Source organism: Clostridium pascui (genome assembly GCF_016908015.1).
GTDB classification, from domain to species: Bacteria; Bacillota; Clostridia; order Clostridiales; family Clostridiaceae; genus Clostridium_AK; species Clostridium_AK pascui.
Genome location: NZ_JAFBDB010000003.1, coordinates 299854 through 326782, shown reverse-complemented (window position 1 = coordinate 326782; position 26929 = coordinate 299854). Strand labels below are relative to the sequence as shown.

At 30.5% G+C, this 26929-nt stretch carries 26 protein-coding genes; 23 read left to right on the top strand and 3 right to left on the bottom strand.

What is annotated here, in order from left to right:
* Positions 1-10 precede the first annotated feature (10 nt).
* Positions 11-1030, top strand: a complete 1020-nt coding sequence (locus JOC70_RS10300; protein ID WP_204598802.1) for a CotS family spore coat protein — start codon at positions 11-13, stop codon at positions 1028-1030.
* Positions 1031-1045: 15 nt separating this feature from the next.
* Here JOC70_RS10300 and JOC70_RS10295 read toward each other — a convergent pair whose 3' ends face one another.
* Positions 1046-2170 (bottom strand): glycosyltransferase family 4 protein, encoded by a 1125-nt coding sequence (locus JOC70_RS10295; protein ID WP_204598801.1) that lies wholly within the window; start codon positions 2168-2170, stop codon positions 1046-1048.
* 171 nt (positions 2171-2341) lie between these two features.
* On the opposite strand from JOC70_RS10295, the gene JOC70_RS10290 reads away from it, so the two are divergent.
* The 12 genes from JOC70_RS10290 (at position 2342) to spoIIR (ending at position 16133) form a co-directional block, all read left to right on the top strand.
* Entirely contained in the window at positions 2342-3346 is a 1005-nt protein-coding gene (locus tag JOC70_RS10290; RefSeq protein ID WP_204598800.1) for a CotS family spore coat protein, read from the top strand.
* A 114-nt stretch (positions 3347-3460) separates the two neighbouring features.
* The gene (gene yabG, locus JOC70_RS10285) at positions 3461-4327 is read left to right on the top strand and encodes a sporulation peptidase YabG (RefSeq protein ID WP_204598799.1); all 867 of its coding nucleotides are present in this window, start codon (positions 3461-3463) and stop codon (positions 4325-4327) included.
* A 275-nt stretch (positions 4328-4602) separates the two neighbouring features.
* On the top strand, positions 4603-4836 hold the full coding sequence (locus JOC70_RS10280; protein WP_035304675.1) for a Veg family protein: 234 nt from the start codon (positions 4603-4605) through the stop codon (positions 4834-4836).
* A gap of 357 nt (positions 4837-5193) precedes the next feature.
* Entirely contained in the window at positions 5194-6756 is a 1563-nt protein-coding gene (locus tag JOC70_RS10275; protein WP_204598798.1) for a DUF3794 and LysM peptidoglycan-binding domain-containing protein, read from the top strand.
* A gap of 129 nt (positions 6757-6885) precedes the next feature.
* Complete coding sequence (locus JOC70_RS10270) at positions 6886-7683, top strand: cyanophycinase (protein WP_204598797.1); 798 nt, start codon at positions 6886-6888, stop codon at positions 7681-7683.
* Between the two features lie 3 nt (positions 7684-7686).
* A complete protein-coding gene (cphA, locus tag JOC70_RS10265) occupies positions 7687-10311 on the top strand; it encodes a cyanophycin synthetase (protein WP_204598796.1) in 2625 nt (874 codons plus the stop codon).
* A 113-nt stretch (positions 10312-10424) separates the two neighbouring features.
* On the top strand, positions 10425-11270 hold the full coding sequence (gene ispE, locus JOC70_RS10260) for a 4-(cytidine 5'-diphospho)-2-C-methyl-D-erythritol kinase (RefSeq protein ID WP_204598795.1): 846 nt from the start codon (positions 10425-10427) through the stop codon (positions 11268-11270).
* 114 nt (positions 11271-11384) lie between these two features.
* Positions 11385-11591: a CLC_0170 family protein gene (locus JOC70_RS10255; RefSeq protein ID WP_204598794.1), complete on the top strand. Its 207-nt coding sequence runs from the start codon at positions 11385-11387 to the stop codon at positions 11589-11591.
* Between the two features lie 14 nt (positions 11592-11605).
* Complete coding sequence (locus tag JOC70_RS10250) at positions 11606-13063, top strand: spore germination protein (RefSeq protein ID WP_204598793.1); 1458 nt, start codon at positions 11606-11608, stop codon at positions 13061-13063.
* Between the two features lie 19 nt (positions 13064-13082).
* On the top strand, positions 13083-14189 hold the full coding sequence (locus JOC70_RS10245; protein ID WP_204598792.1) for a GerAB/ArcD/ProY family transporter: 1107 nt from the start codon (positions 13083-13085) through the stop codon (positions 14187-14189).
* The gene (locus JOC70_RS10240; protein WP_204598791.1) at positions 14173-15357 is read left to right on the top strand and encodes a Ger(x)C family spore germination protein; all 1185 of its coding nucleotides are present in this window, start codon (positions 14173-14175) and stop codon (positions 15355-15357) included. Before JOC70_RS10245 ends, JOC70_RS10240 begins: the two co-directional genes overlap by 17 nt.
* 92 nt (positions 15358-15449) lie before the next feature.
* Positions 15450-16133: a stage II sporulation protein R gene (gene spoIIR / locus JOC70_RS10235; protein WP_204598790.1), complete on the top strand. Its 684-nt coding sequence runs from the start codon at positions 15450-15452 to the stop codon at positions 16131-16133.
* Positions 16134-16216: 83 nt separating this feature from the next.
* Here spoIIR and JOC70_RS10230 read toward each other — a convergent pair whose 3' ends face one another.
* The gene (locus tag JOC70_RS10230; RefSeq protein WP_204598789.1) at positions 16217-17347 is read right to left on the bottom strand and encodes an MGDG synthase family glycosyltransferase; all 1131 of its coding nucleotides are present in this window, start codon (positions 17345-17347) and stop codon (positions 16217-16219) included.
* A 242-nt stretch (positions 17348-17589) separates the two neighbouring features.
* On the opposite strand from JOC70_RS10230, the gene ypeB reads away from it, so the two are divergent.
* The 7 genes from ypeB (at position 17590) to rho (ending at position 24018) form a co-directional block, all read left to right on the top strand.
* On the top strand, positions 17590-18957 hold the full coding sequence (ypeB, locus tag JOC70_RS10225) for a germination protein YpeB (RefSeq protein WP_204598788.1): 1368 nt from the start codon (positions 17590-17592) through the stop codon (positions 18955-18957).
* Positions 18958-19110: 153 nt separating this feature from the next.
* Positions 19111-20142 carry a D-alanine--D-alanine ligase gene (locus JOC70_RS10220; protein WP_204598874.1) on the top strand — a complete coding sequence of 344 codons (1032 nt, stop codon included), beginning with the start codon at positions 19111-19113 and terminating at the stop codon, positions 20140-20142.
* Positions 20143-20154: 12 nt separating this feature from the next.
* Positions 20155-21135 (top strand): tRNA 4-thiouridine(8) synthase ThiI, encoded by a 981-nt coding sequence (locus tag JOC70_RS10215; RefSeq protein WP_204598787.1) that lies wholly within the window; start codon positions 20155-20157, stop codon positions 21133-21135.
* A 36-nt stretch (positions 21136-21171) separates the two neighbouring features.
* Positions 21172-21594, top strand: a complete 423-nt coding sequence (locus JOC70_RS10210) for a YwiB family protein (protein ID WP_204598786.1) — start codon at positions 21172-21174, stop codon at positions 21592-21594.
* Positions 21595-21699: 105 nt separating this feature from the next.
* The gene (locus JOC70_RS10205; protein ID WP_204598785.1) at positions 21700-22005 is read left to right on the top strand and encodes a ribose-5-phosphate isomerase; all 306 of its coding nucleotides are present in this window, start codon (positions 21700-21702) and stop codon (positions 22003-22005) included.
* A 92-nt stretch (positions 22006-22097) separates the two neighbouring features.
* Positions 22098-22439 carry a hypothetical protein gene (locus JOC70_RS10200; RefSeq protein ID WP_204598784.1) on the top strand — a complete coding sequence of 114 codons (342 nt, stop codon included), beginning with the start codon at positions 22098-22100 and terminating at the stop codon, positions 22437-22439.
* A 187-nt stretch (positions 22440-22626) separates the two neighbouring features.
* Positions 22627-24018 carry a transcription termination factor Rho gene (gene rho, locus JOC70_RS10195; RefSeq protein ID WP_423880672.1) on the top strand — a complete coding sequence of 464 codons (1392 nt, stop codon included), beginning with the start codon at positions 22627-22629 and terminating at the stop codon, positions 24016-24018.
* 42 nt (positions 24019-24060) lie between these two features.
* On the opposite strand, the gene rpmE is transcribed toward rho, so the two are convergent.
* Positions 24061-24273 (bottom strand): 50S ribosomal protein L31, encoded by a 213-nt coding sequence (rpmE, locus tag JOC70_RS10190; RefSeq protein ID WP_035304707.1) that lies wholly within the window; start codon positions 24271-24273, stop codon positions 24061-24063.
* A gap of 168 nt (positions 24274-24441) precedes the next feature.
* On the opposite strand from rpmE, the gene JOC70_RS10185 reads away from it, so the two are divergent.
* The 3 genes from JOC70_RS10185 to prmC are packed head-to-tail and all read left to right on the top strand — an operon-like array spanning position 24442 to position 26836.
* Positions 24442-25023, top strand: coding sequence for a thymidine kinase (locus JOC70_RS10185; protein ID WP_204598782.1), 582 nt, complete (start codon positions 24442-24444; stop codon positions 25021-25023).
* A gap of 4 nt (positions 25024-25027) precedes the next feature.
* Positions 25028-25960 (top strand): DUF1385 domain-containing protein, encoded by a 933-nt coding sequence (locus JOC70_RS10180; RefSeq protein WP_204598781.1) that lies wholly within the window; start codon positions 25028-25030, stop codon positions 25958-25960.
* Entirely contained in the window at positions 25961-26836 is an 876-nt protein-coding gene (gene prmC / locus JOC70_RS10175; protein ID WP_204598780.1) for a peptide chain release factor N(5)-glutamine methyltransferase, read from the top strand.
* Positions 26837-26929 lie beyond the last annotated feature (93 nt).

The following is a 26929-nucleotide window of genomic DNA, read 5'->3' as shown; positions in this document are numbered from 1 at the left end:
GGGGATATTAATGGAAGTATATGATGAAAAATTATATCTTTGTGGATATGCACTAGATACTGAATTATTTAATAAGTTTGATATAGAAATATATGATATATATCCACTTAGAAGTGTATTTTTTGTAAGTACAAATAAAGGAAACAAAATATTAAAGAAAATAGATTACAGTATGGAAGAGCTAACATTTATATATAATGGCCTGGAATATATAAAGAAAAAGTTTAATAGGGTAATGAATTTTCACGAAAGTAAAGATGGAGAAATCTTTATAAATTTTGAGGGTCAGGTTTATTGCTTAATAGATTTGGTAGAGGGAATAGAATGTGATTTTAATAATCCCATAGATATCTCTATTGCAGCACAGGGGTTGGCAGAAATGCATTCAGCATCGGAAGGATTTAGGTGTAAGCTTGTAGGTAAAGATAACAATGGAAAACTTATCGATAACTTTAAAAGAAGAATAGATGAAATGAAGTTTTTCAAAAGGATCGCTGAAATGCATGAAAATAAAAATGAATTTGATATTAACTTTTTAAAGTATGTTGATTTTTATATAAAAGAGATTGAAGAGAGTATAGAAATACTTGAAAGTTCTTGTTACTACAAGCTTTGTAGTGAAGAAGATAAGAAGGTTTTATGTCATAATGATTTAGCATATCACAATATAATAATAAAGGATAACGAGGCTTACTTCATAGACTTTGATTATGCTATGATAGATTTAAAAGTACATGACTTGGCAAATTTTATATTAAAAGTAATTAAAAATTTTGCGTTTGATTTGGAAAAGGCTAAGGTTATACTAAATGAATACATGAGCATAAACCCAATTGAAAGTAGAGAGCTAAAAGTATTGTATGGAATTTTAAAGTTTCCTGAAGAGATATATTCTATTTGTAGAGATTACTATGGACGAAGAAAAAATTGGACTAACGAAATGTTTATCGATAGATTAAATAAGAAAATAGAGAAAGAAGAATTTAGGCAGGAATTTTTAAATGAATTTAAAGCTGTGTGTCTAGTTTAATAGACACACAGCTTTTTAACTATTAAGTATTTTACTATATGCAATCATAGTATTGCGTGCAGTAGAGTCCCAGGTAAGTTCAGAGGAACGTACGAGTCCCTTCAAAATAAGTTTTTCACGGAGACTATCGTCCATTAGCCCCTTAGAAATGGAATGAAATAGGTCATCTATATTGTTAGGGTCTATAAGTAGTGCAGCGTCCTTAACCACCTCAGGTATAGAGGTAAGGTTTGAAGCCACAACTGGTACACCGCATGCCATAGCTTCCAAAGGAGGAAGGCCAAAACCTTCATAAAAGGATGGATATACAAAGAGTTTTGCTGCATTATAAAAATAAGGCATATGATCTATGGAAATAAATCCAGGAAAGAGTACCTTATCTTCTATATGAAGTTGTTCGCAGCGCTTTTTATATATTTCATAAGACTTACCTTTCTTGCCTGCAATGACAAGCTTTATATCTCTTTTATAGTGAGCTATAACTTTACTAAATGATTCAATAAGACCTATTATATTTTTACGAGGACTAAAGCCCCCTACATATAAAATAAAGTCATTATCTATTCCATAAAAGTTTTTTACTACTTGTTTACTAACAAGTTTATCTATAGGTCTATAAATATCTTCACTAGCTAAATAAGTAACAAATATTTTTTCTCTTGGAAAATTAAATGTTTTTATAATGTCTTCCTTTGAAAAATTAGATACTGTTATTATTCCATCACACATTGATACTATTTCAGGTAGTTTCTCTTGAAATAATTTTAGATAACCTTCACTAGTAGTTTCAGGCATCCTATAAGGTATAACATCATGAAGTGTTATCACTAGGGGACACTTTTTTTCCTCAGGGCTTCCGATGCCGTTTTGAGGAACATGATAAAGATCTACTTCATTAGACTTTAGTATATTTGGGATGTTAACCTCATCCCAGAAATTGTTTTTGCAGTTTTCTGTAATGTTTTTTATGGAAAAATTAGAGTTAAAATTAATATTGTATTTAGAGTTTTCAGGCATAAAGATCATGTAATTATTTAGGGAATCAACTTTATTTACATAGTTTATAAGTTGATATGTGTAAGTACCTATGCCAGTTCCTCTATACCATTGAGAAGCTCTTCCATCTATACCTATCTTCATACGAACTAACCTTCCTTATAGTGGTTATATTTCATTATATTAGACATGGATTGAAAGTGTTAATAAAAGTTCTTATATAAAAATCATATGATGGATATTATACAATTTATACATTAATTTAGCTTCTAAATAGTATGTTTATTTCATATAAATTATAAGGAGGTGATTACTATGATGAGAGAATTTGAAATAGAAAGGCAATTCGACATTAAAATTGAAAGCCTTAAACCAAATAGAGGAGTTTATTTAGTAAAAACAAATAAAGGTATCAAATGTCTAAAGAAAATAAATTATGGAGTGCAAAAATTATTATTTGTATATGGAGCAAAGGAGCATCTTATAAACAAGGGATTTAGGGAAGTAGATAGATATTGTCTTAATGTAGATGGAAATCCATATGCTCTAGTAAATGAGGACATATACACATTATCTGAATGGATTGATGGACGAGAAGCAGATTTTAGAAATAAGGAAGACCTCTATATAGCAGCTCAAAAGCTTGCATATATGCATATTGTTTCTAAAGGATATGAACCTCCAGAAAACAGCAAACTTAAAAGTGATTTGGGAAGATGGCCTCACCTTATGGAGAAAAGGGTCAGATCTTTTGAAAAAATGAGGGACATGACTCGCAAAAGAAGTAATAAAAATAACTTTGAAATGAATTATCTAAAGACAATACAGTTTTATAAAGACTTAGGAAAAAGAGCAATGAAGGTATTAAATTCATCTAATTACATGGAGATTTGCAGAATGGCAGAAGAAGAAAAGGCATTTTGTCATCATGATTATACTTATCATAATATAATAATAGATAATAATAATGATGTAAATGTCATAGATTTCGATTACTGTAAGAGAGAAGTAAGAGCATATGATATTTCTTCCTTTATAATAAAGGTTCTTAAAAGAGTTGAGTGGAATATAGAATATGCACATTTAATTATAAGTGCTTATAATGAGATAAGCCCATTGTCCACAGATGAGTATAAGGTATTATTCGCCTTTTTATTATTCCCACAAAGATTTTGGAGACTTTGTAATAGATATTATTACAATGAAGTTAATTGGCCAACGAATACCTTTAATAATAAAATGGAGGAATTAATAGCTGAACAGGATTTATATATTAATTTTATTGATGAATTTAAAAAGTACTATAATCAGGAGGAATAGTAATTAAGGCATGTATTACTTATAAAAAGTAGTACATGCCAATAATTTTGCACTTAACTAAGGGAAAGTACATATTATATATAATGAAATTAAGGGTATATGGAGATGTTTTTATTGAAAATAGGAGATATAGTAGTAAGAAAGTCCTATGGAAAAGATATTACATTTAAGATAATAAATATAAAAGAAACAGAAGATGGAGAAATATATACACTTAAAGGAATAAATCTTAGAATAATAGCGGATTCAGTAGAAGAGGATTTGGAAGTAGTCGCTGAAGAAGATACAAAGCAGGAACAAGTTTTCAGCAGAAAGGTAAATTCATCAATAAAAAAAATTCTTTTAGGTAGAACAGGAAAAGATCTTTATAGAAGAGAGTTTAAAGTAATAAAAGGTAATAGTAATGAACTGTCTTTTGGGAGGCCAGGGAAAATACTTCATGTTGATGGAGATTCAGAGTACCTAGATGTATGTTTAAAGGTGTATAAACAATTAGGATTAGATGTCATTGGAAGAGTGATTGCAGAAAAGGATCAACCTGCACAGGTGCTTCAGCTAGTAAAGACAGTAAAGCCTGATATTGTAGTTATAACAGGCCATGATGCAGTAACTAAGGGAACAAGAGATTATATAGACATAAATAACTATAGAAACTCTAAGTATTATGTTGAAACTGTATCTGAGCTTAGAAATTATGAACCAGGGTATGATAATTTAGTTATCTTTGCAGGAGCGTGTCAGTCTAATTATGAAGCTCTTTTAGACGCAGGTGCTAATTTTGCAAGTTCACCTAATCGAGTTTTAATACATTGCCTTGATCCTGTATTTCTATGTGAAAAAATAGCATATACAAATATAGAAAAAGTAGTATCTATACCTGAAGCATTAGAAAACACTATTACAGGAGTAAAGGGGATAGGTGGGCTTCAAACAAGAGGAAAATACAGAGAGGGATTTCCAAAATCACAGTATTTAAAATAATTAAACATAAAGAAGTTTTATCAAGTGTAATAAAGATATGCAAAGATTTCTCATGCATGTCTTTATTACATTTTTATGAATAATGGCAAACTATAGAGGGAATACTATATGAGGATTAAGTGAAAAAGGAATAATATATGTATACGTTTTAAAAATAGCATAATTTACAAAAAGTTAATATTGACAAAGTGTAAAAATCAAGATAAAATTATAAGTTTATTGACAAAAATAAATATATGCTATATAATATATTATGTAGAAAGAGGGTGTTTAGTGTGGAAAGAGGAAATGTATTGGCTTCTATAAAAAAAGATATAGAAAACCATGTGGGGGAAAGCGTAACACTAAAGGCTAACGGAGGCAGAAGAAGGACTTTTGTTAACAAAGGCACTATTGAAAAAACTTACCCTAGCATCTTTGTAGTAAGGTTAGACAGTGACGCCCAGAGGACAGTGACTTACAGTTATTCAGATGTATTGACAAAGACAGTTCAATTGGTTTATGCATAATAAAACACATAATAAAAGAGCAGCGATTATATCGCTGCTTTGTTTTTATCTACATATAAAAAAAGAAAGATGGCTTTTCCATCTTTCGACTATGGTATAAAAGGGTATTGAGAATTTATGAGAGGTTATATGGTCAACAACTAATTTTATAATACGCCAAAATAAGATATATGTCAACAATTATTAAGAGGTTTTCAAAAAAAATAGATGTAAAACATAAAAAAATGACGAAATATGTATATTGATGTTCGGTAAAAGCTAGTTTGTGTAAAAAACTAAATAATTAAAAATTATCATATTTATTATAATTATACTATATATATAGATAGTAGGTTTATAATAGGGGGGAATATGATTATGTCTATAGAGTTGATAAGAGAAAATATAGAATGCGAACAGCTCCTAGGGGAAAATATGGCGGATACAATAGTTAAAGGAGAGTATGTTATACCTGATACTCATCCAGATGTGGTAGAAATACTGACTGTAGAATCAAAACCTGTTATAACTAATAAAGAAGTGCAGCAGGATAAGGTTTTGGTAGAAGGTGAAGTGAAGCATAATGTAATTTATAAGGCTCGTGAAGATGAAAAGATTGGCATACACAATGTGACCTACAACAATAAATTCTCTAATCAAATAGAGTTAAAGGGTGCAGAACATAGAATGGATTGTGATGTTGAGTGTTACGTTGAACACATGGGATGCAACATACTAAATGAAAGAAAGGTAATGGTAGAAGGCATAGTAAAATTAAAAGCTGAAGTATATAAAAATAATAACTTTCAAATAGTTAAGGATGTTGATGGAGATAAAAATGTTCAAATGCTAAAAAATACTTCTAAAATAGATAAGATTGTAGGAACTATAAAGGGTAATTTAGAAGCAGATATAAACTTAACTGTTCCTGCAGATAAGCCACAAATAGGAAATGTATTGAAAACTAATATAAATCTAAAAAAGAAAAATATAAATATTATGGAGAATAAGATAAATGTAGAAGCTAATGCTGTTTTGTATATTTTATATAGGGGTAAGGATACGACAGATATAGCTTGCTTAGAAAAAGAAGTGGTTTTAAATAACGAATTTGAATTTGATGGAATCAATCCACTTATGGAAGGGTTTACTGAATTTAATATAGAACCAGTAGAAATTGAAGTGAAGGAAGATGAAGTTGCTGAAAATAGGGTGGTTGAAGCAAAGGTTAATGTTAAAACATCTACCAAGGTTCTCAATAAAGAACAGATGGATGTTCTAGAAGATATATATTCGCCAGATGCAATATTAAACATGAAAAAAGAAAGTTATGAACTTAATGACATGGTTGGAAATGTTAATACAGAAACAGTAGTTAAGGCAGATATTGAAATAGATAAAGAATCTGCAAAACCTGTAGAAGTAATTATGGCTAGTGGAAATGTATGTATTACTGATAAGAAAGTAATGGAGGAACAAGTAGCAGTAGAAGGTGTAGTTAGAGCAGAAGTAATGTACAAGGTAGATGATGAAAATAAGTCTGTTGAAAACATAAGAGAAGAGCTTCCGTTTAGTGCTACAGTAGACATTTCGGGCTGTAAGCTGGATATGCAGGCTATAGCAAAGGCACTTTTAGAAAATTTAGAAGCTTCTATAGAAGCTGGGAATATAGCTATAAAGGCGCTAATAGAATTGAATATAAGAGTAAATGCACCAGTTAATAAAGAATTTTTAGTAGAACTTGAATCTGTAGAAGATGAAGTGACAAAGAAAAAGTGCAGTATTACAATATATATTGTTCAAAAGGAAGATACTTTATGGAAAATAGCTAAAAAGTATTTTACAACTATGGATGATTTAATGAAAATGAATGGTATTGATTCACCAGATATGGTAAAGCCAGGTGAAAAACTATTGATACCTGGAAGACTAGTATTCTGATAATAAATTATTTAAAACACAACATGTTCTGTATTTGTACAAGAGTATGTTGTGTTTTTTTATTTTATATGAATAAGTGGATTTAAATTGGGAAAAATAAAAAATACCTGCGGAAAGAGGTGTTGAGTTTTGGAGGAAAGAATAAAAAGCAATTTAATAATAATAGGAGGAGCAGAGGATAAAGAAGGCGATAAGAATATATTAAAAGAAGTTTGTTCTCATATTGATAAGGATAAGGATGAATTGCTTGTAGCAACAGTGGCATCAGGAGTACCAGAAGAATTAGGAGATCAATATAAATACATATTTTCTGGCTTAGGTGTAAGGAATATAACGATATTGAATGTTAAGGAAAGAAAAGATGCTTATGATGATTACCATGTAAATTTAATTTCAAGAGCCTCGATAGTATTTTTTACAGGTGGAGATCAATTAAGGATAACGAGTTTAATTGGAGGGACTCCTTTGTATAGAATGATGAAAAAGAGGTACGAGGAAGGCTGTATGTTTGTAGGAACCTCTGCAGGGGCTTCTGTTATGAGTGATACTATGATTGTGACAGGTCCCGAAGAGGAATCGCCAAGAAAATGTACTTTAAAAATGGCTCCTGGATTGGGTCTAATAAAAGGTGTAATAATAGATCAGCATTTTGCTCAAAGGGGAAGAATTGGAAGATTGTTAGTAGGAATATCAGAAAATCCTGAAAGTATAGGAATTGGTATTGATGAAGATACTGCCATTATAGTTAATAGAGAAGCTCAATTTAGTGTAATAGGTTCTGGAGCTGTATATGTAATTGATGGGAGTGAAATTACTAAAACCAATGTTTCTGAGCAAAATCCAGATGAAATATTATCTATATGTAATATTAAAATGCACATACTAAAAAAAGATGATAAATATGATTTAAATAGGAGGACACCTTAGAAAATGAAAGTAATAGAGATAGCTTGGTATGAGGGTAGAAATATCTATAGTCATAGACCTTGTATAAAATTAGAATTAGATTTAGAAGGATATAGTGATATTCCAAGCAATAAAATAAAAAATTTTAATAGTAGTTTACTACAGATTTTGCCTGAATTAAGAGAACATAGATGTGGTATAGATGAAGAAGGTGGATTCGTAAAAAGATTAAATGAAGGTACATATCTAGCACATATTTGTGAACATATGATACTTGCCATTCAAAATAGATTGGGGATAGAAGTTAAATATGGAAAAGCAAGAGAAGTAAATGGGGATCGCTATTACATAATTTATGAATATAAATATAAAAAGACAGGTATAGATACAGGTAAACTTGCAGTATCATTGATAAATTCACTTATAAAAGATGAAGATATTAATATAGATGAAGCTTTTAGTAAGTTAAAGAATACTCTAAAATCTGAAGAATTAGGGCCCAGTACACTTGCTATTTTAGAAGAAGCTAAAAAAAGGGGTATTCCTGCAATTAGATTGAATGAGGGTAGTGTATTTCAGTTAGGTTACGGTAGCACTTCCAAGTTAATAGAAGCTACTGTAAGCAGTAATACTGGATGTATTCCAGTGGATATTGCATGTGACAAGCTACTTACAAAAAATATTTTGCAAAGACAATGTATTCCAGTAGCAGATGGGGAAGAGGTAAAGAGTCCTATTCAAATGCTTATGCTTGCAGACAGAATAGGGTTTCCAGTAGTGTTAAAGCCTAGATTTGGGAATCAAGGCAAGGGAGTTTTGGTAAATCTAAGAGATGAACAGGAATTAATAAAAGCATATAAGACCATAATTAAAGAATACAAGGAAATAATTATAGAAAAATATGTTGAGGGAAGGGACTATAGAGTTTGTGTGATAGATGGCAAGGTAGTAGCGGTATCAGAAAGAATACCACCATGTGTAACTGGAGATGGAAAAAGTACTATAAAACAACTTATTGAGGAATTAAACAAAGATCCAAGAAGAGGAGAAGGACATGAAAAACCTTTAACTAAAATAAAGATAAATGATGAGCTAAAAAACTATATATCAAAAGACTCATATTATTTAGAATCAATCCCTGAAGAGGGGCAGAAGATATGGCTAAGAGAAAATGCTAATTTATCAACAGGGGGAGTAGCAGTAGATTACACTGATTCTATATGTGATGAAAATATAGATATATGTGTTAGGGCGGCAAAGGCAGTGGGTTTAGATATATGTGGTATAGATGTGTGCTGTACAGATATAAGTAAACCTATAGATGGTGTAATTATAGAAATAAATGCTGCACCAGGAATAAGGATGCATGAAATTCCATATGAAGGACAGCAAAGAAATGTATCAGGAGCAATAATGGATATGTTGTTTAAAAATGTGGAAAGTCAAATTCCTGTTGTATCAGTTACAGGGACTAATGGAAAGACTACAACAACAAGATTAATATCTTATGTCTTATCCTTAGCAGGGCATAGAACTGGAATGACTACCACAGGAGGAATATACGTAAACAATAAATGTATTAGTAAGGGAGATACAACTGGATACAATAGTGCGATGACGATACTTCTTAATAAGGATGTAGACGCGGCAGTTCTTGAGACGGCAAGAGGGGGGATAATTAGAAAAGGTCTAGCATATGACTTGGCAGATGTTGGGGTAATAACTAATATAGCATCAGATCATTTAGGGTTGGATGGAATAAACTCTATCGAAGAATTGGCATTTGTAAAATCCCTCATAGGAGAAGCTGTTAAAGATAATGGATATGTGGTATTAAATGCAGATGATAAAATGAGTATGAGCATAAGAAGTAGAATAAAAAGTAGTATAATATTGTTTTCTAAGGATAAGCATAATACAAATGTACTGCAACATATAAAAAATGGAGGAAAGTCAATCTATATAGAAAATGGCTACATTTGTTTAGAAAATAATGAAGGAATGACTCCTATAATCAAAGTGAAAGATATAAAAATTACAGTAGATGGGAAATTGGAGTACAATATAGAAAATGCTATGGCTGCTTGTGCAGCACTTATAGGTTTGAATATAGATCTTAAGCTTATAAGAAGGGGCATGAAAAATTTTTATCCCGATGAGGAACATAATCCAGGAAGATTTAATATGTATAAGATAAATGATATAACTGTAATATTAGATTACGGGCATAATATAGAAGGATATAAGGCCGTGCTAGAAGGAGCAAAAAAACTAAGATGTAAGAGACTTATAGGGATAATAGGAGTTCCAGGAGATAGAAAAGATGAAAATATATTAAGCTTAGGAAAGATATCTGGAGAAAATTTTGATTATATTTATATAAAAGAAGATGAAGATAGAAGAGGAAGAAAAGTAGGAGAAGTAGCAGAACTTTTAGAACAAGGTGTAAGACAAACTGATTTTAATACTAAGAATGTAAGTATAATATTAAATGAAAAAGATGCACTATTAGAAGCAATTAGAAACTCTAGAAAGGGAGATTTGATTATAGTATTCTTTGAAAAGTATGAACCTTTATTAGATATTGTAAAAAATGAAATTAATATGAATAAGGATATAAATATTAAAGAAGCGTTAACGTGCGTATAAGCTATAAAATAAAGCAGCATTTTATAAAGGGATGCTGCTTTATTTTATAGCTTTCTTTTAATCAGTATATTATAATAAATTAATAAAAATTTATACAAAGGGATTGAGGAATTATGAAATTAAAGGCTTATGCAAAAATAAACTTGTTTTTAGATGTTATAGGTAAAAGAGTTGATGGATATCATGATTTAGAAATGATTATGCAAACTGTAGATCTATGGGATGAAGTTGATGTTGAGAAGAGTGATGATGGAATAGAATTAATCTGTGAGAATGCTAATTTACCTATAGATAAGGGCAATATTGCCTACAGAGCAGCAGAACTATTTATAAGAACTTATAATATAAATAGTGGAGTTAAAATTAAAATAAAAAAGAATATACCTGTGGAGGCGGGGCTTGCAGGGGGAAGTACTGATGGAGCTGCAGTAATTAAGATGCTTAATGTAATATTCAATAAAAACTTATCTCAGAAAGAAATGATAAGTCTAGGAAAGGAAATAGGTGCAGATGTTCCATTTTGCATAGTTGGAGGAACTGCTAAGTGTGAAGGCGTGGGAGAAATAATAAAGCCTTTAAAACCTTTAAGGGATTGTATTTTAGTACTGGTTAAACCAAGCTTTGGAGTTTCAACAAAAGAAGTGTTTAATAAAATAGATAGCAAAAGTTATGTTCATCCACCAATAGATAAAATCCTTAAAGGGATTGATGAAGGTAACTTAACTAAAATAGGAAGGGGGTTGAATAATGTATTAGAGCAAGTAACCATAGAACAAAATCCTATAATAGGAGATATAAAAGAAATGATTAAATCAAATGGGTCCCTTGGAACTTTGATGAGTGGAAGTGGACCTACGGTATATGGCATTTTTGACGATTTACATAAAGCAGAAAATTGTTATAGCGAAGCTATGAAAAGTTATAATCAAGTATTTTTGACTAAAACAATTATACCTTAGATATAAAAAAGACTTAGGACTATATTAAGTATGTCCTAAGTCTTTTTATGTATAAATAAGATAATGATTAGAGAAAATAAGTAAAGCAAATTATTTATTTAAGTGAGGTTAACTATGAATATATTATTAGACTTATTGGAGCTATTCGATGGATATTTTTTTATACTTATTTTAATACAAAGTTTTGTATTATACATGTTAGATTATAACTACTTTAAAAGAGAAAATATGTGTAGGGCAGCAAGACAATGTAAATCAATATCTTTTATCAGTACTATAGTTGCTGCAGTACTCTATATAACTAGAATGATATTGCTATAAAGGAGGGGCGGATTATGAAAGAGGAAATAAGAAATGAAATTTACTCCAATTTAGATGAAAATATAGATTACATAAAGGGCTTGCTTAAAGATGTATCTGACATAGTATATAGAGAATTTTACATAGGAGAAAACAAAGCCACATTAATATATATAGATGGTATGGCGGATAAAATTCTTATAAACAATTTTGTGCTTGAGAGTTTGATGTTGGAGAAAACATCCATAAAAGTTGAGGATATTGAGAAAAGATTTCTGACTGTATCTGATATGAGGGAGGAAAAAGACTTAAGTAAAGCTGTAAATTCTATGATGTCTGGAGACACTATGTTATTTATTAATAACTTTACAGCTTGTTACGTTATAGCAACACGCTTTTGGCCAGCTAGGGGTGTATCGGAGCCATCTGGAGAAACTGTTGTTAGAGGTGGTAGGGATGGATTTACTGAAACTATAAGATTTAACACAGCTCTCGTAAGAAGAAGAATAAGAGATACTCGCCTTAAAGTTATACCTAAAAGTTTAGGAAGTAGATCTAAAACTGATACAGCAATTATGTATATGGAAGATATAGCAGATAAAGAAATAGTGGATGAAACTATAAAAAGAATAGAAAAAATAAGTATAGATTCTATATTAGACAGTGGATATGTGGAACAGTTAATAGAAGATAGTAAGTGGTCGATATTTCCCCAGGTTGAAAGCACAGAAAGACCAGATGTGGTAGCAAGTGCATTATATGAAGGAAGAGTAGCTATACTAGTGGATAATTCCCCTTTTGCATTGATAGTACCTGCAACCTTACCAGTGTTTTTTCAATCTCCAGACGATTACTATCAGAGATGGGCATATGGAAGTATGTTTAGAATTATAAGATTAATTGCAGTATTTATGTCTCTTGTACTGCCAGCTTTATATGTAGCTATAACCTCTTTTCATGTATCAATATCACCTACAAAACTTGCATACTTCATTGCAGCTTCTAGGGAAGGTGTGCCTTTTCCGGCATTTGTAGAGACCATTATTATGGAAGTAAGTTTAGCATTGCTTACGGAATCTACCGTAAGGCTCCCAAAACCTATTGGTTCAACAATAGGAATAGTAGGGGGATTGATTATAGGTCAGGCGGCAGTAAGTGCTGGAATAGTAAGCCCCATAATGATAATAATTATATCAATAACAACTATAACTAACTTTACAACACCTAATTATGAAGTAGCTATGGCAATACGAATTGTAAGATTTCTATTGATTATTGCAGCTTCATTCATAGGTTTATATGGAATAGTACTAGGACTTGTATTGCTATTGATTCATCTTATAAGGCTTAAAAGTTTTGGAATATCGTACTTATCACCACTGGTCAATCCTAATATAAAGGATTTTAAGGATGTATACGTAAGATTACCTTGGGATTCGTTTAAGGAAAGACCTAAGTATTTAAATACTAAGGATAAAATAAGGCAAAAGTAAAAAGGGGTGAGAAAGTGATATGGATAATAAAAAATTTACAACAGGATATGGGCTGTTCTCTACAATTGCAGTTACTTTATTAGGAGTTAATGTGTTTTCGTATCCAAGAGAACTTTCAGAAATGGTTGGAAATGATGGATGGATACCTATAATCATCAGCGGATTTATAGTATGGTTCGTATGTTATTTAATATATAAAGTAATGAAAAACAACTCGTATAGACATTTTGAGGAAATAATCGAGGGGACCTTTGGTAAAATACTAGGTAAAATAGTAGGACTAAGTTTTGTAATATATAGTGTTGTATTTTCTGCATTTGGCCTCAGAGTATTTGGAGAGGAAATAAAACTATACTTATTAGAAAGGACTCCAATAGAGTTTGTATTTTTAGTAACTATACTAGTTGGAAGTTATTTAATTAGAGCAGAGGTGGATAACTTAGTGAAATTTAATGAAATTTCATTTTGGCTTATGTTTATACCAATTGGAGTAGTGTTTATGGTGTGTTTATACAATGTAGATTTTACGAATCTATTACCTGTATTCGATGCTAAGCCAATCAAATATATAACTGGTTTAAATACATCGATAATTAGATATGGTGGACTGTCAATACTATTCTTAATTCTTCCTTTGGTAAAAGAGCAAGTAAATACAAAGAAGGCTATAAAAAGAGGAATTATATTTATAACAGTATTTTATTTAATTACCTTTGTCCTTACAGTAGCTACATTTGGGGAAAAACAAGTTTCAATTCTATTATGGCCAGTTGTAAGTATGATAGGAAATATAAATATACCAGGCTCGTTTATAGAAAGATGGGAAGGTGTATTCATGAGTATATGGATCATTTTTTACATAACTACCTTTGTAAATCAGTATTATTTTGCCGCGGATATGACAAAGAGAATATTTAATTTAGAGGACATAAAGCTAGGGGCGGCAATAATTATACCTTTAACATATCTTTTTGCTTTATATCCTAAAAATGTTCAAGATGTTTCTGAAATATCTTCATTTATGAGTCCTATATTATTTCTTATAAATATAGTACTGATTCCTCTTGCACTGCTTATTTTAAAACCTAGAAAAAGGAGGGGAGATATAAATGAGAAGCCGCAATAAGATTTTGTTAACACTTTTATTAAGTATGAGTATATTGCTTAATGGTTGTTGGGATAAAGTCGAAATAGATAGAAGATATTTTATTTCTACCATAGGAATAGATATAGGGACGGATATAGGAAAGATAGATGAACTTAAAGAAATAAAGCCTGAGGATCCATTTGCAGAAGTTGACATTAAAAAGCTAAGTGTATCCTACAATTTTCCTGATATAAGTCAGTTGGGACCACAACAGGGAGGAGTAGCAGAAACAAAGACAATAACTACACAATCTTATTCCATGGAGGATGCTATATCTAAAGCTATAGAAAAAAGTAGCAGAAGTATAAGCTTTGCGCACACAGAAATGATTTTACTTGGAAGTGAGTTCTTTGCACATCCTGATGTGGCAAAAGAAGTTGTAGATTATCTCCAAAGGCAACCATCATTAAATAGGACTATGCTAGTTATTATGACCCTTGGGAAGGTAGAGGATTTTTTGAAATATAAACCTGAGATGGAGAAAAGTTTAGATAACTACTTGGGAGGGCTTATAAAAGGCAGCGATAGGAAAATTGGGGTAATACCAATAACTTTAGATGAATTTATGAATGACTTAATTACATCTGGAAATGTTACTGTTCCATGTATAGCTTTAGATAGAGAAAAAAATGAACTTAAGCTTGCAGGAACGGGTATAGTAAAGAATTATAAGATGGTAGATACATTATCAGTAGATATGACTGAGGATATTCAGATTTTGCAGGGAAAGCTTAAAAGAGGAAAGAGAGTGGTATATAGGGAAGGTCATCCTATTGATTTTGAAATAGAAGGAATTGAGAGAAGAATGAAGGTTAGAGAAAATGATGATAAATTGGAGTTTGATGTTAATTTAAAGATAGAAGGAGAAATTAAAGGATATTATGTTGAAAAGGAAGTGCTTTCTAGAGCGTTTATTGAGGAACTAGAAAATAACTTGGGGAAATCATTAAAGGATGAAAACGAAAGGCTTATAAAAGCACTTCAAAGTAAATACGAATCAGATTTATTGGATCTTAGAGAATATGTTCAAAAATTTCACCCGTTTATATGGAATAAAGTTAAGGATAATTGGGATGAGGTATATAAAAGCGCTAAGGTAAATGTAAACTGTGTAGTTAATGTAAGAAGAATAGGCCAAGTAAAATAAAAAATATAAATAAGTGATTATTAAAAAAAATATTGGTAATAATAGCTAGTAGAGTAGGGGAAAAGGTTTAGAGGAATTAGGGGGAAAAAATTATGAAAAAAACTTTTATAGCTATTATTACTATATTTTTAGCATTTATAACCATAAATACGTATGGCTCTGAATTTAAGACAAACTTTATGCAAAAGCGAATTGCAGACAAGCTTATAAGGTTTCATGTAATAGCAAATAGTGATTTGAATTATGATCAAAATCTTAAGTTAAAAGTAAGAAATGAAGTATTAAAATATATGACACCTAAACTTAAGAATTCAAAGAGTCTAGATGAATCAAGAAAGATAATAGCTGAAAACGATAATGAAATAAGAAAGATATCAGAAAGAGTAATAAAAGAAAATGGATATAAATACACATTAAACACAACTTTATCGCATGAAAATTTCCCGGTTAAAACTTATGGAAGTATAACCTTGCCAGCGGGAAATTATGAAGCATATAGAATAATAATAGGGGAAGGTAAGGGTCAAAATTGGTGGTGTATTATGTTTCCGCCATTATGCTTTGTAGATATTACAAAAGGAAACATAGCACAAAAGGAAACGGAAAAAGAAATGAAAGCTGTGTTTACAGATGAAGAATATAAGTCTGTAGATAATACTGTAAAAAAAAATGATACTGATAAAAACAAGGAAAATAAAGAGAACTCTAAAGATGAAAACAAGGTAGTTGTTAAATTTAAGATATTTGAGCTGATAAAAGAAGTGTTTAATATATAAGTTGAATGTGCTTAATTAAAGTATAAATTAATATTTTAAAATAAAGGTCAATGGTATAATTCGATAGAATTTACCATTGGCCTTTATTTTAAAGAACTTTTATCTAGTAGGCTTTTTAATATATCATATAAGTTTTCGCCGACATGTGGGTTTGAAAATTCTCTGCAATTATCTTTCATTTCCTGAAGCTTTGCCTCGTTTGAAATTAGATAATCTATAGCATCTATACAATTCTTGCTTTCGCTTAAGTTTATAGCAAGATTATATTTTAATAGGAACTCTGCGTTTTTTTCTTCTTGACCTGGTATTGGAGAAAATATTGCGAGAGGAACTCCACATATTAAAGCTTCTGTAACAGTAAGTCCACCAGGTTTGGAAATAAGCAAGTCGCAAGCTTGCATATACTTGTTTACATTATCTGTAAAACCGATAATATAAGTAGGCTTTGTTTGAAAAGTATCCCTAATTTTAATGAGTTCATCATATAGCTTTTTGTTCCTACCTGTAACTATTATTATCTGTATGTCTTTATCTAGAAATAAAAGTTTTTTATATATATTCTCTATTTTACCAATACCTAAGCTACCTCCCATAATGAGAATGGTTTTTTTATTTGGGAAAAGCCCTATATCTTCTAGAGTTTTTGCAGAATTATATTTTTTAAAAAACTCAGGTTTAATAGGTATTCCTATATTGTATATAGTATCTCTATCTATTCCCTTAGACACCATTTCGTTAGCCATATCTGAATTTGAAACTATATAGGCATCTATATAAGGATGAAGCCAAAAGCTATGACAAGCATAATCAGTTATTACAGAAACTGTCGGTAGGTTTTTTCTATGCTTCATCTTTATAATGGATATCATTTCTGTAGTAAATGCATGAGTAGAAATTAAAATATCCGGTTTAAACTCATCTATAAGAGGTATTAGTTTATAAGTTAATATTTCATTTATTTTAGCACTTAAGTTTGCAATTCCGTAGTCTGATTCAGAATAATCATAAAGCTTGCCAAATAGATTAGGAGATAGCTTTATAGTTTTTAGATATCCTCCTATTACAACTTTATCTATTAAGGGATTTATGTATCTTATTGTATCTATTATTTTTACTTCACTATTATTATCGTAAATATCAATATAGGATTTTACTGCTTCAGCTGCACGTTTATGCCCTCCACCTGCGGATACTGAAAAAATTAAAACTTTCATTATCTAAGTATGTCCCCTTCCTGTAAAACTCCTAAAATTAGCAAAAACTCACATTAAATATTGTACACTATTTTAATTAAAAATATAAGTGACTAACAATATGATTTAATAGTTAGATAATTTTATTACAAATATATTATACCACACAAGTAAAGTGGAGTCTTTTAAATTTAGGTAATGAATAACTATAAAGGTTATTACAGATAATAAAGAAGAAATTTATCCAGATAGGAGGTATTGGTATGAAAATAAGAAATAAAAGAGTGTTGTACACCATAATAGTAACACTAATAGTAGTTTTTTCTACTACATTTGCTATATTAATGACGTTAGAAAGAACAGATTATAGAAACTATTTACAAGCAGAGTATAGTAAAAATATGTATGAGCTTATAAACTCTGTGCAAAATATAAGAGTAAATTTGGGTAAGTCAGCTATAGTAGGGTCTAGAGAACAAAGTATAATTGTTTTTGGAGATATATTTAGAAATGCAGCTATTGCTAATGATAAGCTACATTCTTTACCTATAGAACAACAAACGATACAAAACACTAGCAAGTTTTTATCTCAGGTAGGAGATTTTTGTTATTCATTAGGGAAAGCAGCATCTCAGGGTAAAGAGTTAGAGGAAAAGGATTATAATACTATAGAATTGCTTAAAAATAAATCTTTTCAATTAGAAGCATCATTAAATGAAGTTGCAAATGATATTAACAGCGGAAGAGTAAGATGGGGAGAAATAAGAAAAAAAGTTTCTGGAGTGCTAGCAAGAAGTGGCGAAGAAACTGTGGTGGAAAAGTTTTCATCCATACAGAAACAAGTAGCACAATATCCTGCCCTAATATATGATGGGCCATTCTCTGATAACGTACAAGACATAAAGCCTAGGATAAGTTCGGAAAGGGAAGTTTCAAAAGAAGAAGCGCAAGGGGTGGCTGAAAAGGCAATAGGTAAAAATAGAATAGAAAATATAACTTTAAAGGAAGAACACACAAGAGCAAAGATTCCTACATATTCCTTTGATATAATATTAAAGGGAAGAGATGAAAAGTCTAAAGTAGTATGTGATATAAGTAAGAAAGGTGGAAAAGTAGTATATATACTAGATTATAGACAAGTGAAAGCAGCGAATATGTCTAAGGAAAAGGCGATGGAGTTAGGAAAAACCTATTTGCAAGGGTTAGGATATAATAATATGTATCCTACATATGCATTAAATTATAATAATACCTTAATAGTGAATTATGTTTATAAACAAGGCGATATAATAGTATATCCTGATCAAATAAAAGTTAAAATGGCATTAGATGATGGGAAAATAGTAGGTGTAGAGGCGGAAAAGTATCTTATATCACACTTAGAAAAGAGAAATATAGGAAGTCCTAAGGTTACACAAGAAGTTGCAAAACAAAGGGTTGGAGAAAAGTTAAATATAAAATCTGTAAATCTTACTATTGTTCCTACTGAAATAAATACAGAGGCATTGTGCTATGAATTTTCAGGAGCATATAATGGAGAAAGCTTTATAGTATATATAAATGCAAATACAGGTTTTGAACAGAGAATAATACAAATAATAAACACTCCTAATGGTGAACTTACTATGTAAAATATAATAAAAAATTATTGATTAAATACATAAAAAAAATTAAACTATTCATAGTGAGTATTTACATTTTTAAATAATATATTAAAATAGTATAGTATGATATTATAATACTCCAATGATGTATGTTTTCCAATTATTTTAAGAGGAGATGGAATAATGAATAAAATAGCTATTCTTTTTGGGGGAAAATCAACAGAACATGAGGTATCTAGAGTATCGGCAGCATCAGTACTTAGAAATATAGATGATTCTAAATATGAAATACGTGTAGTAGGGATTACAAGAGAAGGAAACTGGTATGAGTACTTGGGTTCTATAGATAATATAGAAAGTGGATTATGGGAAAAAGATAATGAAAATAAAAAGGAAAACGCTCAAAATATACTTTTTAATAAAGAAGTTGATGTAGTGTTTCCTGTAATGCATGGTTTATATGGAGAAGATGGAACAATTCAAGGATTATGTAAGCTTATAGGAATACCTTTTGTAGGACCAGGAGTTCTATCTTCAGCATTATGTATGGATAAAGTCTATACTAAGTATGTTCTGGAAAACTTCGGAATAAAACAAGCTAATTATGTAGTTGTTACAGAGTACAATTATAATAAAAATAAAGATAAATTAATGCAAGAAATAGAAAGTAAGCTTGGATATGATGTGTTTATAAAGCCATCTAACAGTGGATCTTCAGTAGGCATAACTAAGGCTCATAATAGAGAAGAACTTATAAGAGGTCTAGAAGAAGCTCTAAAGTATGATAGGAAAATACTTGTAGAAGAGGCTTTAAATGCAAGAGAAATAGAGGTAGCTGTACTTGGGAATGATGAACCTCAGGGTGCTGTTCCAGGGGAAATAATACCTGCAAAGGAATTCTACGATTTTGAAGCGAAATATCAAGATGAAGCTTCAAAGCTTTTAATACCGGCTAATTTGGTAGATGAAAAGTTACAAGAGGTAAAAGAATTAGCTATAAAAATATATACATTATTGGATTGTCAAGGAATGTCTAGAGTAGATTTTCTAATGGATAAGGAAACGGGAGAAGTTTATTTCAATGAAGTAAATACATTACCTGGATTTACTCAAATAAGTATGTATCCTAAGCTTTGGGAGGCTTCAGGTAAAAAGTACCCACAGCTTATAGATGAATTAATCGAACTTGCAATAGAAAGAAATAATAAATAAAGGGTGATGAATATGACAAGAGCATTAGCGATGATGTCAGGTGGGTTAGATAGTACACTTGCTGCTAAACTAATAAAAGAACAAGGTATAGATGTAATAGGAATATGCTTCAGATCAAATTTTTTTAACGAAAAAAATGCTTTAAGAATGGCAGAACAAATACAAATACCGTTACATGTAGTAGACTTTTCAGATGATCACTTAAGAATAGTAAAAAATCCAAAGCATGGTTATGGAAAAAATATGAATCCATGTGTAGATTGCCATGCTTTAATGATGACTTATTCCGGAAAACTTTTAGAAGAGCTTAATGCAGACTTCATAATAACAGGAGAGGTATTAAATCAAAGACCTATGTCTCAAAATCGTTCAGCATTAGATATAGTAAAAAATGAATCAGGATATAGTGATAAGATATTAAGACCATTGTGTGCTAAAAATTTACCTCCTACAGAAATGGAGTTAAATGGGTTGGTAGATAGAGAAAAGTTTTTGGAAATTTCAGGAAGAAGCAGAAAAGTTCAAATGGAATTAGCTGAAAAGTGGGGAATAATTGATTATCCATCTCCTGCTGGAGGATGTAAGTTAACAGAACCTAACTATTCTAAGAGATTGAAGGAACTATTGGAATATAATAAAGAACCAAATTCATCAGAATTATATCTTTTGAGAATAGGTAGGCACTTTAGAGTCACACCTAATTGCAAAATAATATCTACCAGAACATTAGATGAAGCAAATTCTATAAAAGAATATTTAAATTATGAAGACTTAATATTTTTTGCTGAAGATTATAATGGATCTATGGTAGTACTTATTGGAAAGCCTACTAATGAGGATATAGAAATGGCAGCTAAAATAACTGCAAGATATTCTAAAGGAAAAGATAATCCTAAGGTGGTAATAAAGTATGGTAATTTCTCTAGAGAATTAAATAATCATATAACTGTTACTCCAGCTACTGATGAAGAAATAAATAAGTATATAATATAAGCTCTGTAATTGTTAGATGAAGAGGTGGTTGTTCTAATGCTAAAGGAAGTGCTTATTACTGTTAAAAGTACTCAAGATAATGATGAAAAAAACTCCATTGAGGTAATTTCCGTTGGTAAATTTGCTAAAATGGAAGGGCTTTATCGTGTAGTATATGAAGAAACTCAAATATCTGGGATGGAAGGTACCACTACTCATTTTAAGATTTACCCTGATGAAAAAAGGATGGTTCTTTTGAGAATGGGAAGTACAGATGCTAGAATGGAGTTTGAAAATAGAAAAAAACATGTATGCCTTTATGATACTCCATATGGTGTTTTGGAAATTGCCATAACAACTAATGATCTAAAGATCGATATAAACGATAATGGAGGAAAAATTCGCATAGATTATGAAATGAGTGTGTCAGGTCAAAAGCCTGTCCGCACTATTTTGTCCATAGATATAAGACCTCAATAGAGTATTCTATTGAGGTTTTTTTAATATAATTGATGTATAAAGTTTAAAAATAAAAAAAATGGACATTAATGTAAGTAAATATTTAAGGAAGGTAGTTGAATATAAATGAATTATTTTTTTGATAGACATAATAGATATAAAAATATAATAGAGTTTTTATGTCAATATAAAGGCGTAAGTGAAGGAGAACTTTTTAAAATACTAGAGGATGAAGATTGTAAGTATTTATTAGCCTTGCTATTAAAAAAGTATGAATGTTTAAATCAACAAGAATTTCATGAAAACTTTCCTTCAAGCAAGGTAAATTTTAAAGAATACATGAGAAATGCAGAGGAGAAGATGCTTTTTAATAAAAGAATAAGGGACATGTATTTTGAAGCAGAGGAGCTGTTAGATAAGAAAGTGAAATAGTAATATACTAAAAAGAAGGAATTTTATAATATTTATAGAAATATTATAAATGATATAACTTTAGTTATTTTAAAATTTTTGGAGATGAAAAAATGATAAATTCAAATATTACTATAGCTTTAAAAAACCATATGATTAAATATGAGATAAGAGAAATCTCCATATTTAAAATAAGCTCTTTAAAATATGAAGTTGACTCTATTAAAAATATAAGTATTGAAGAGAGGCAAGTATGTTTGGAGATTGTATGCCCACTTTGTGGACGAAATCATCAGTATGAATATAGCATTCAAGAATTTCTAAATTCTAAACTAATAGTAGGTGGATGTAAAGAAATTTATATACCATTATTTTATATAGGAAATCATAAAAAAGTTATAGAAAAGGTTAAATTATTTAATAGTACTAATAATAAAATTTATGCATTATTATAAGGATATTTAAGTACCACTCTAGTAATATTAGTGTTTAAAATTTTTCTGGATAAAGTTTATAAAATAGGTTATAATGTTATCGCATGTATCCCTTCGAAGAGTTTCTTTTATTTTCCCAGAGGATTTATTATATATAATTTAATATCGCAGGAGGTGTTATTTTTTGTCAAGTGTGGAATTAGGCAATATGACTGTAAACGAATTAAAGTCTATTGCTAAAGAATTAGGAATAAAAAATATATCTAAATTAAAAAAATCAGAGCTTATAGAGGAGATTAAGAAGGTATCTCCTATGTATATAGAAAAGGACGGAGTAGTATTAAGAGAAAAAATAAGTCCTAAAAGCACGGTAGAAGTTAAATATGAACCGGTGCAGGAACAAGAAAAAGAGTACATAAAGCCACAGGAGGTAAGTCCTGAGGAGAAAAAAGAAAAGCTTAAAGAAATGATAAATGAATCAGATACAGCTAAAGGTGTATTAGAGATAATAGAAAATAATAATTATGGATTTTTAAGAGGAAAAAATTATTTAACAGGACCGGATGATATATACGTATCACCATCTCAAATAAGAAGATTTAACTTAAAAACTGGTGACGAAGTACAAGGTAAAGTTAGAACTCCTAAGGAAGGAGAAAAGTTTAAGGCTTTATTATATGTGGAAAAGGTAAATGGGGAAAATCCTGAAAGAGCAGTGAGAAGAAAACCTTTTGAATTATTAACTCCTATTTATCCAAATAAAAGAATAAGACTTGAAACCACAAAAGAAGATCTTTCAGCAAGACTTATGGATATAATATGTCCTATAGGAAAAGGTCAAAGAGGAATTATTGTAGCTCCTCCTAAGGCTGGAAAGACCACTCTTCTTAAAAAGATTGCTCAAAGCATTTCTACTAATCATCCTGAATCTAAACTTATAGTATTGCTTATTGATGAGAGACCGGAAGAAGTTACTGATATGCAAAGATCTATAAATGGTGAAGTTATATACTCCACCTTTGATGAAGAGCCAGAACATCATACAAAGGTAGCATATATGGTTCTGGAAAGAGCTAAGAGAATGGTAGAACAAGGACAAGACGTGATCATACTTCTAGATAGTATAACAAGATTATCAAGAGCATATAACTTGACAATTAATCCAACAGGAAGAACACTTTCAGGTGGTCTTGATCCAGGAGCTTTAATAATGCCTAAAAAATTCTTTGGTGCCGCAAGAAATATAGAAGAAGGCGGAAGTTTAACTATACTTGCTACAGCTTTGGTGGAAACTGGAAGCAGAATGGATGATATGATATTTGAAGAATTTAAAGGTACTGGCAATATGGAAGTTCATTTAGATAGGAAGCTTCAAGAAAGAAGAATATTCCCAGCTATAGATATCTATAAATCTGGAACAAGAAAAGAAGATTTACTTTTAACGGAAGTAGAGTATGATGCATCATTTAACATAAGAAAGATGTTATATACCGAAAGTAACACTCAAAATGTAACAGAACAATTAATTAGTATGTTGTTTAAAACTAAAAACAATGCTGAATTTTTAAATATAATAGGTAAAGAAAAGCTAAATAAATAAAAAAATAAACCCGAATTAATTCGGGTTTATTTATTATAAAAATTATTCTTCGTTCTTTAAGTTGAACTTCTTCATGAACTTATCAACTCTTCCACCAGCATCAACGATCTTCTGCTTGCCAGTGAAGAATGGATGGCATTTAGAACATATTTCAACCTTTAGTTCTTTTTTAGTAGAACCAGTTGTAAAAGTGTTTCCACATGCACACTTAACTACTGCATCATGATGGTAGTCTGGATGTATGCCTTCTCTCATGTTTTTCACCTCTCTCGTGAATTCTAGACTTTATCGTCCGAATTTTTAACTACTAAATTATAACACAGTGATTATTTGCAAGTCAACAAAATTTAATTATTTCCTCTTTATTATATTATGCTTCTCTGTTACAATTATACTTGTTTATTAAAGACTGGGGGGATTTCTATGTATGGACCAAAGAATCATGGCTGGATAGAGGTAATTGTAGGACCGATGTATAGTGGTAAATCAGAAGAACTTATAAGAAGAATACGAAGGGCTAAGATTGCTAAGCAAAAGGTTCAGGTATTTAAGCCTGAAATTGATAATAGATACAGTAAGGAAGATGTAGTTTCTCATTGTGGAGACAAGGAAGATGCCATACCTGTAACAGTTAGCAATCAAATAATCGAATTAATTGATAAAGATGTTCAAGTAATAGCCATAGATGAGATTCAGTTTTTTGATGACAATATAATAGAGGTAGTAAATTATTTAGCAAACATGGATAAAAGGATAATTTGTGCAGGACTCGATATGGATTTTAAAGGAGAGCCTTTTGGACCTATTGCAAAACTTATGGCTGTGGCAGAATTTGTAGATAAAATTCAAGCTATATGTATGAAATGTGGGAACCCAGCTACTAGAACTCAGAGACTTATAAATGGTAAGCCAGCAAGTTATGATGAACCTATAGTTCTTGTAGGGGCTAAGGAATCTTATGAAGCTAGGTGTAGAAAATGTCACGTTGTTTTAGGAGAGAGGTGAAGCAATGAAAAAGAACTGTACAGTAGGAGGACAAGCGGTTATTGAAGGCGTAATGATGAGAGGAAGTAGGGGCATTGCTACTGCGGTGAGAAAAGAAAATGGAGAGATCGAAGTAAAATTAGAAAAATTTGTACCTTATTCAAAAAGAAATAAGTTTTTTAATATACCAATTATAAGAGGATTCGTATCCCTAATAGAATCTTTGATAATAGGGATAAAAACCTTGAATTATTCAGCTTCATTTTTTGAAGAGGAAGAGGAAAATAAATCTACCTTTGATAGGTGGTTTGAAAATAAATTTAAAGAGAAAAGCGACAGTATAATAGCAAGTATAAGTCTTATTATATCATTAATTTTTTCAGTTCTTTTATTTTTTATACTACCTAATTTAATTGCAAGTGGATTTAAGTTTTTAAGAATAGAAAGTACAATTATGTTAAATATAATAGAAGGAATAGTAAGAGTAAGCATATTTTTAGCTTATTTATATTTTATAGGCAAATTAGAAGACATAAAGAGAGTTTTTGAGTATCACGGAGCAGAGCATAAGACTATATTTTGCTATGAACAAGACGATGAACTTATATCTGAAAAGGCAAAGAAATATCCTCGTTTCCATCCTCGATGTGGAACTAATTTTATGTTTTTGGTAATGATAGTGAGTATAATATTGTTTTCGGCAGTGGGCTGGAATTCTTGGTGGGAAAATATGCTTTGGAGAATAGTACTATTACCATTTGTATCAGGAATAACTTATGAACTTATAAAGTGGTTAGGAAGAAGCAAAAGTAGTTTGTCAGGTATTATAGCTTACCCAGGGTTAATGCTTCAAAAATTAACTACTAGAGAACCGGATTTAAGCCAATTAGAAGTAGCTATTAAGGCAATCAAAGCAGCTGAAGGCATTGATGTAATGGAGAACGGAGAAAATCAATAAATGGATACAAAGGAAGTTTATACAATAGGAAAAGTTTTAGAGCAGGGATATAAAGTCCTTAAGGAATCAAATAATTGTAGTTATATACTTGATTCTCAGCTTCTATTAAGTAAAATTATAAATAAAGATAAGTTATTCATAATGCTTAACAGAGATTTTCAAATATCACCTGAGGAAGCTAAAGAGTATTTTGAATTAATTAAATTTAGAAAAAATAAAATGCCTATTAAGTATATATTAGGGTATACTGAATTTATGGGACTTAACTTTAAGGTTAAACAGGGTGTGCTTATTCCTCGTCCTGACACAGAGATATTAGTAGAAAATGTAATATCCGTCATTAATAAAAATAAATATATGAATATAGCGGATGTATGCTGTGGTAGTGGGGCTATAGGAGTATCTATAGCTGTTTATTGTCCTAAAACCCACATAGACTGTTTTGATATTTCAAATATAGCTTGTGAAGTTACCGATGAAAATGCAAGTGTTCAAGAAGCAAAACATAGGGTAAAAGTATATAAAAGCGATTTGCTAGAAGTGGCAATAAAAAATGGTTCAATGTATGATGTTATAGTTTCTAATCCTCCTTACATAAGAAAAGATGTTATTCCGAGTCTTATGGGAGATGTCAAGGATTATGAGCCTCATGAAGCTTTGGATGGAGGAGAGGATGGACTTTACTTTTATAGAAGAATTGCATTGGAAAGCCAGGGGGTTTTAAACAGTAATGGGCTTATTGCTCTAGAGATAGGGCACGATCAACGAGAAGCTGTAACTGAAATCCTTAAGAACAGTGATTTTCATACTATAGAATGTTATAAAGATTTAGCAGGAAATGATAGGGTAATAACTGCTTACTTAAATAATAAGTAATGTATTATGTATTAAACAATATATTTGATTTAAATGTATGTATTGTGATATAATTGGTAGTTGTTAAAATATAATAACGGAGTGATAAAGTTT

Excerpts from the sequence above, each read along its gene's own strand:
- ispE (WP_204598795.1), top strand. The coding sequence starts at position 10,425 with ATGAAATTAAAGGCTTATGCAAAAATAAACTTGTTTTTAGATGTTATA.
- JOC70_RS10215 (WP_204598787.1), top strand. The coding sequence starts at position 20,155 with ATGACAAGAGCATTAGCGATGATGTCAGGTGGGTTAGATAGTACACTT.
- rho (WP_423880672.1), top strand. The coding sequence starts at position 22,627 with ATGACTGTAAACGAATTAAAGTCTATTGCTAAAGAATTAGGAATAAAA.
- JOC70_RS10230 (WP_204598789.1), bottom strand. The coding sequence starts at position 17,347 with ATGAAAGTTTTAATTTTTTCAGTATCCGCAGGTGGAGGGCATAAACGT.
- JOC70_RS10300 (WP_204598802.1), top strand. The coding sequence starts at position 11 with ATGGAAGTATATGATGAAAAATTATATCTTTGTGGATATGCACTAGAT.
- cphA (WP_204598796.1), top strand. The coding sequence starts at position 7,687 with ATGAAAGTAATAGAGATAGCTTGGTATGAGGGTAGAAATATCTATAGT.
- JOC70_RS10185 (WP_204598782.1), top strand. The coding sequence starts at position 24,442 with ATGTATGGACCAAAGAATCATGGCTGGATAGAGGTAATTGTAGGACCG.
- spoIIR (WP_204598790.1), top strand. The coding sequence starts at position 15,450 with ATGAAAAAAACTTTTATAGCTATTATTACTATATTTTTAGCATTTATA.
- JOC70_RS10240 (WP_204598791.1), top strand. The coding sequence starts at position 14,173 with ATGAGAAGCCGCAATAAGATTTTGTTAACACTTTTATTAAGTATGAGT.
- JOC70_RS10200 (WP_204598784.1), top strand. The coding sequence starts at position 22,098 with ATGATAAATTCAAATATTACTATAGCTTTAAAAAACCATATGATTAAA.
- JOC70_RS10290 (WP_204598800.1), top strand. The coding sequence starts at position 2,342 with ATGATGAGAGAATTTGAAATAGAAAGGCAATTCGACATTAAAATTGAA.
- JOC70_RS10245 (WP_204598792.1), top strand. The coding sequence starts at position 13,083 with ATGGATAATAAAAAATTTACAACAGGATATGGGCTGTTCTCTACAATT.
- JOC70_RS10255 (WP_204598794.1), top strand. The coding sequence starts at position 11,385 with ATGAATATATTATTAGACTTATTGGAGCTATTCGATGGATATTTTTTT.
- ypeB (WP_204598788.1), top strand. The coding sequence starts at position 17,590 with ATGAAAATAAGAAATAAAAGAGTGTTGTACACCATAATAGTAACACTA.
- JOC70_RS10205 (WP_204598785.1), top strand. The coding sequence starts at position 21,700 with ATGAATTATTTTTTTGATAGACATAATAGATATAAAAATATAATAGAG.
- JOC70_RS10275 (WP_204598798.1), top strand. The coding sequence starts at position 5,194 with ATGTCTATAGAGTTGATAAGAGAAAATATAGAATGCGAACAGCTCCTA.
- JOC70_RS10250 (WP_204598793.1), top strand. The coding sequence starts at position 11,606 with ATGAAAGAGGAAATAAGAAATGAAATTTACTCCAATTTAGATGAAAAT.
- JOC70_RS10210 (WP_204598786.1), top strand. The coding sequence starts at position 21,172 with ATGCTAAAGGAAGTGCTTATTACTGTTAAAAGTACTCAAGATAATGAT.
- JOC70_RS10180 (WP_204598781.1), top strand. The coding sequence starts at position 25,028 with ATGAAAAAGAACTGTACAGTAGGAGGACAAGCGGTTATTGAAGGCGTA.
- prmC (WP_204598780.1), top strand. The coding sequence starts at position 25,961 with ATGGATACAAAGGAAGTTTATACAATAGGAAAAGTTTTAGAGCAGGGA.
- rpmE (WP_035304707.1), bottom strand. The coding sequence starts at position 24,273 with ATGAGAGAAGGCATACATCCAGACTACCATCATGATGCAGTAGTTAAG.
- JOC70_RS10295 (WP_204598801.1), bottom strand. The coding sequence starts at position 2,170 with ATGAAGATAGGTATAGATGGAAGAGCTTCTCAATGGTATAGAGGAACT.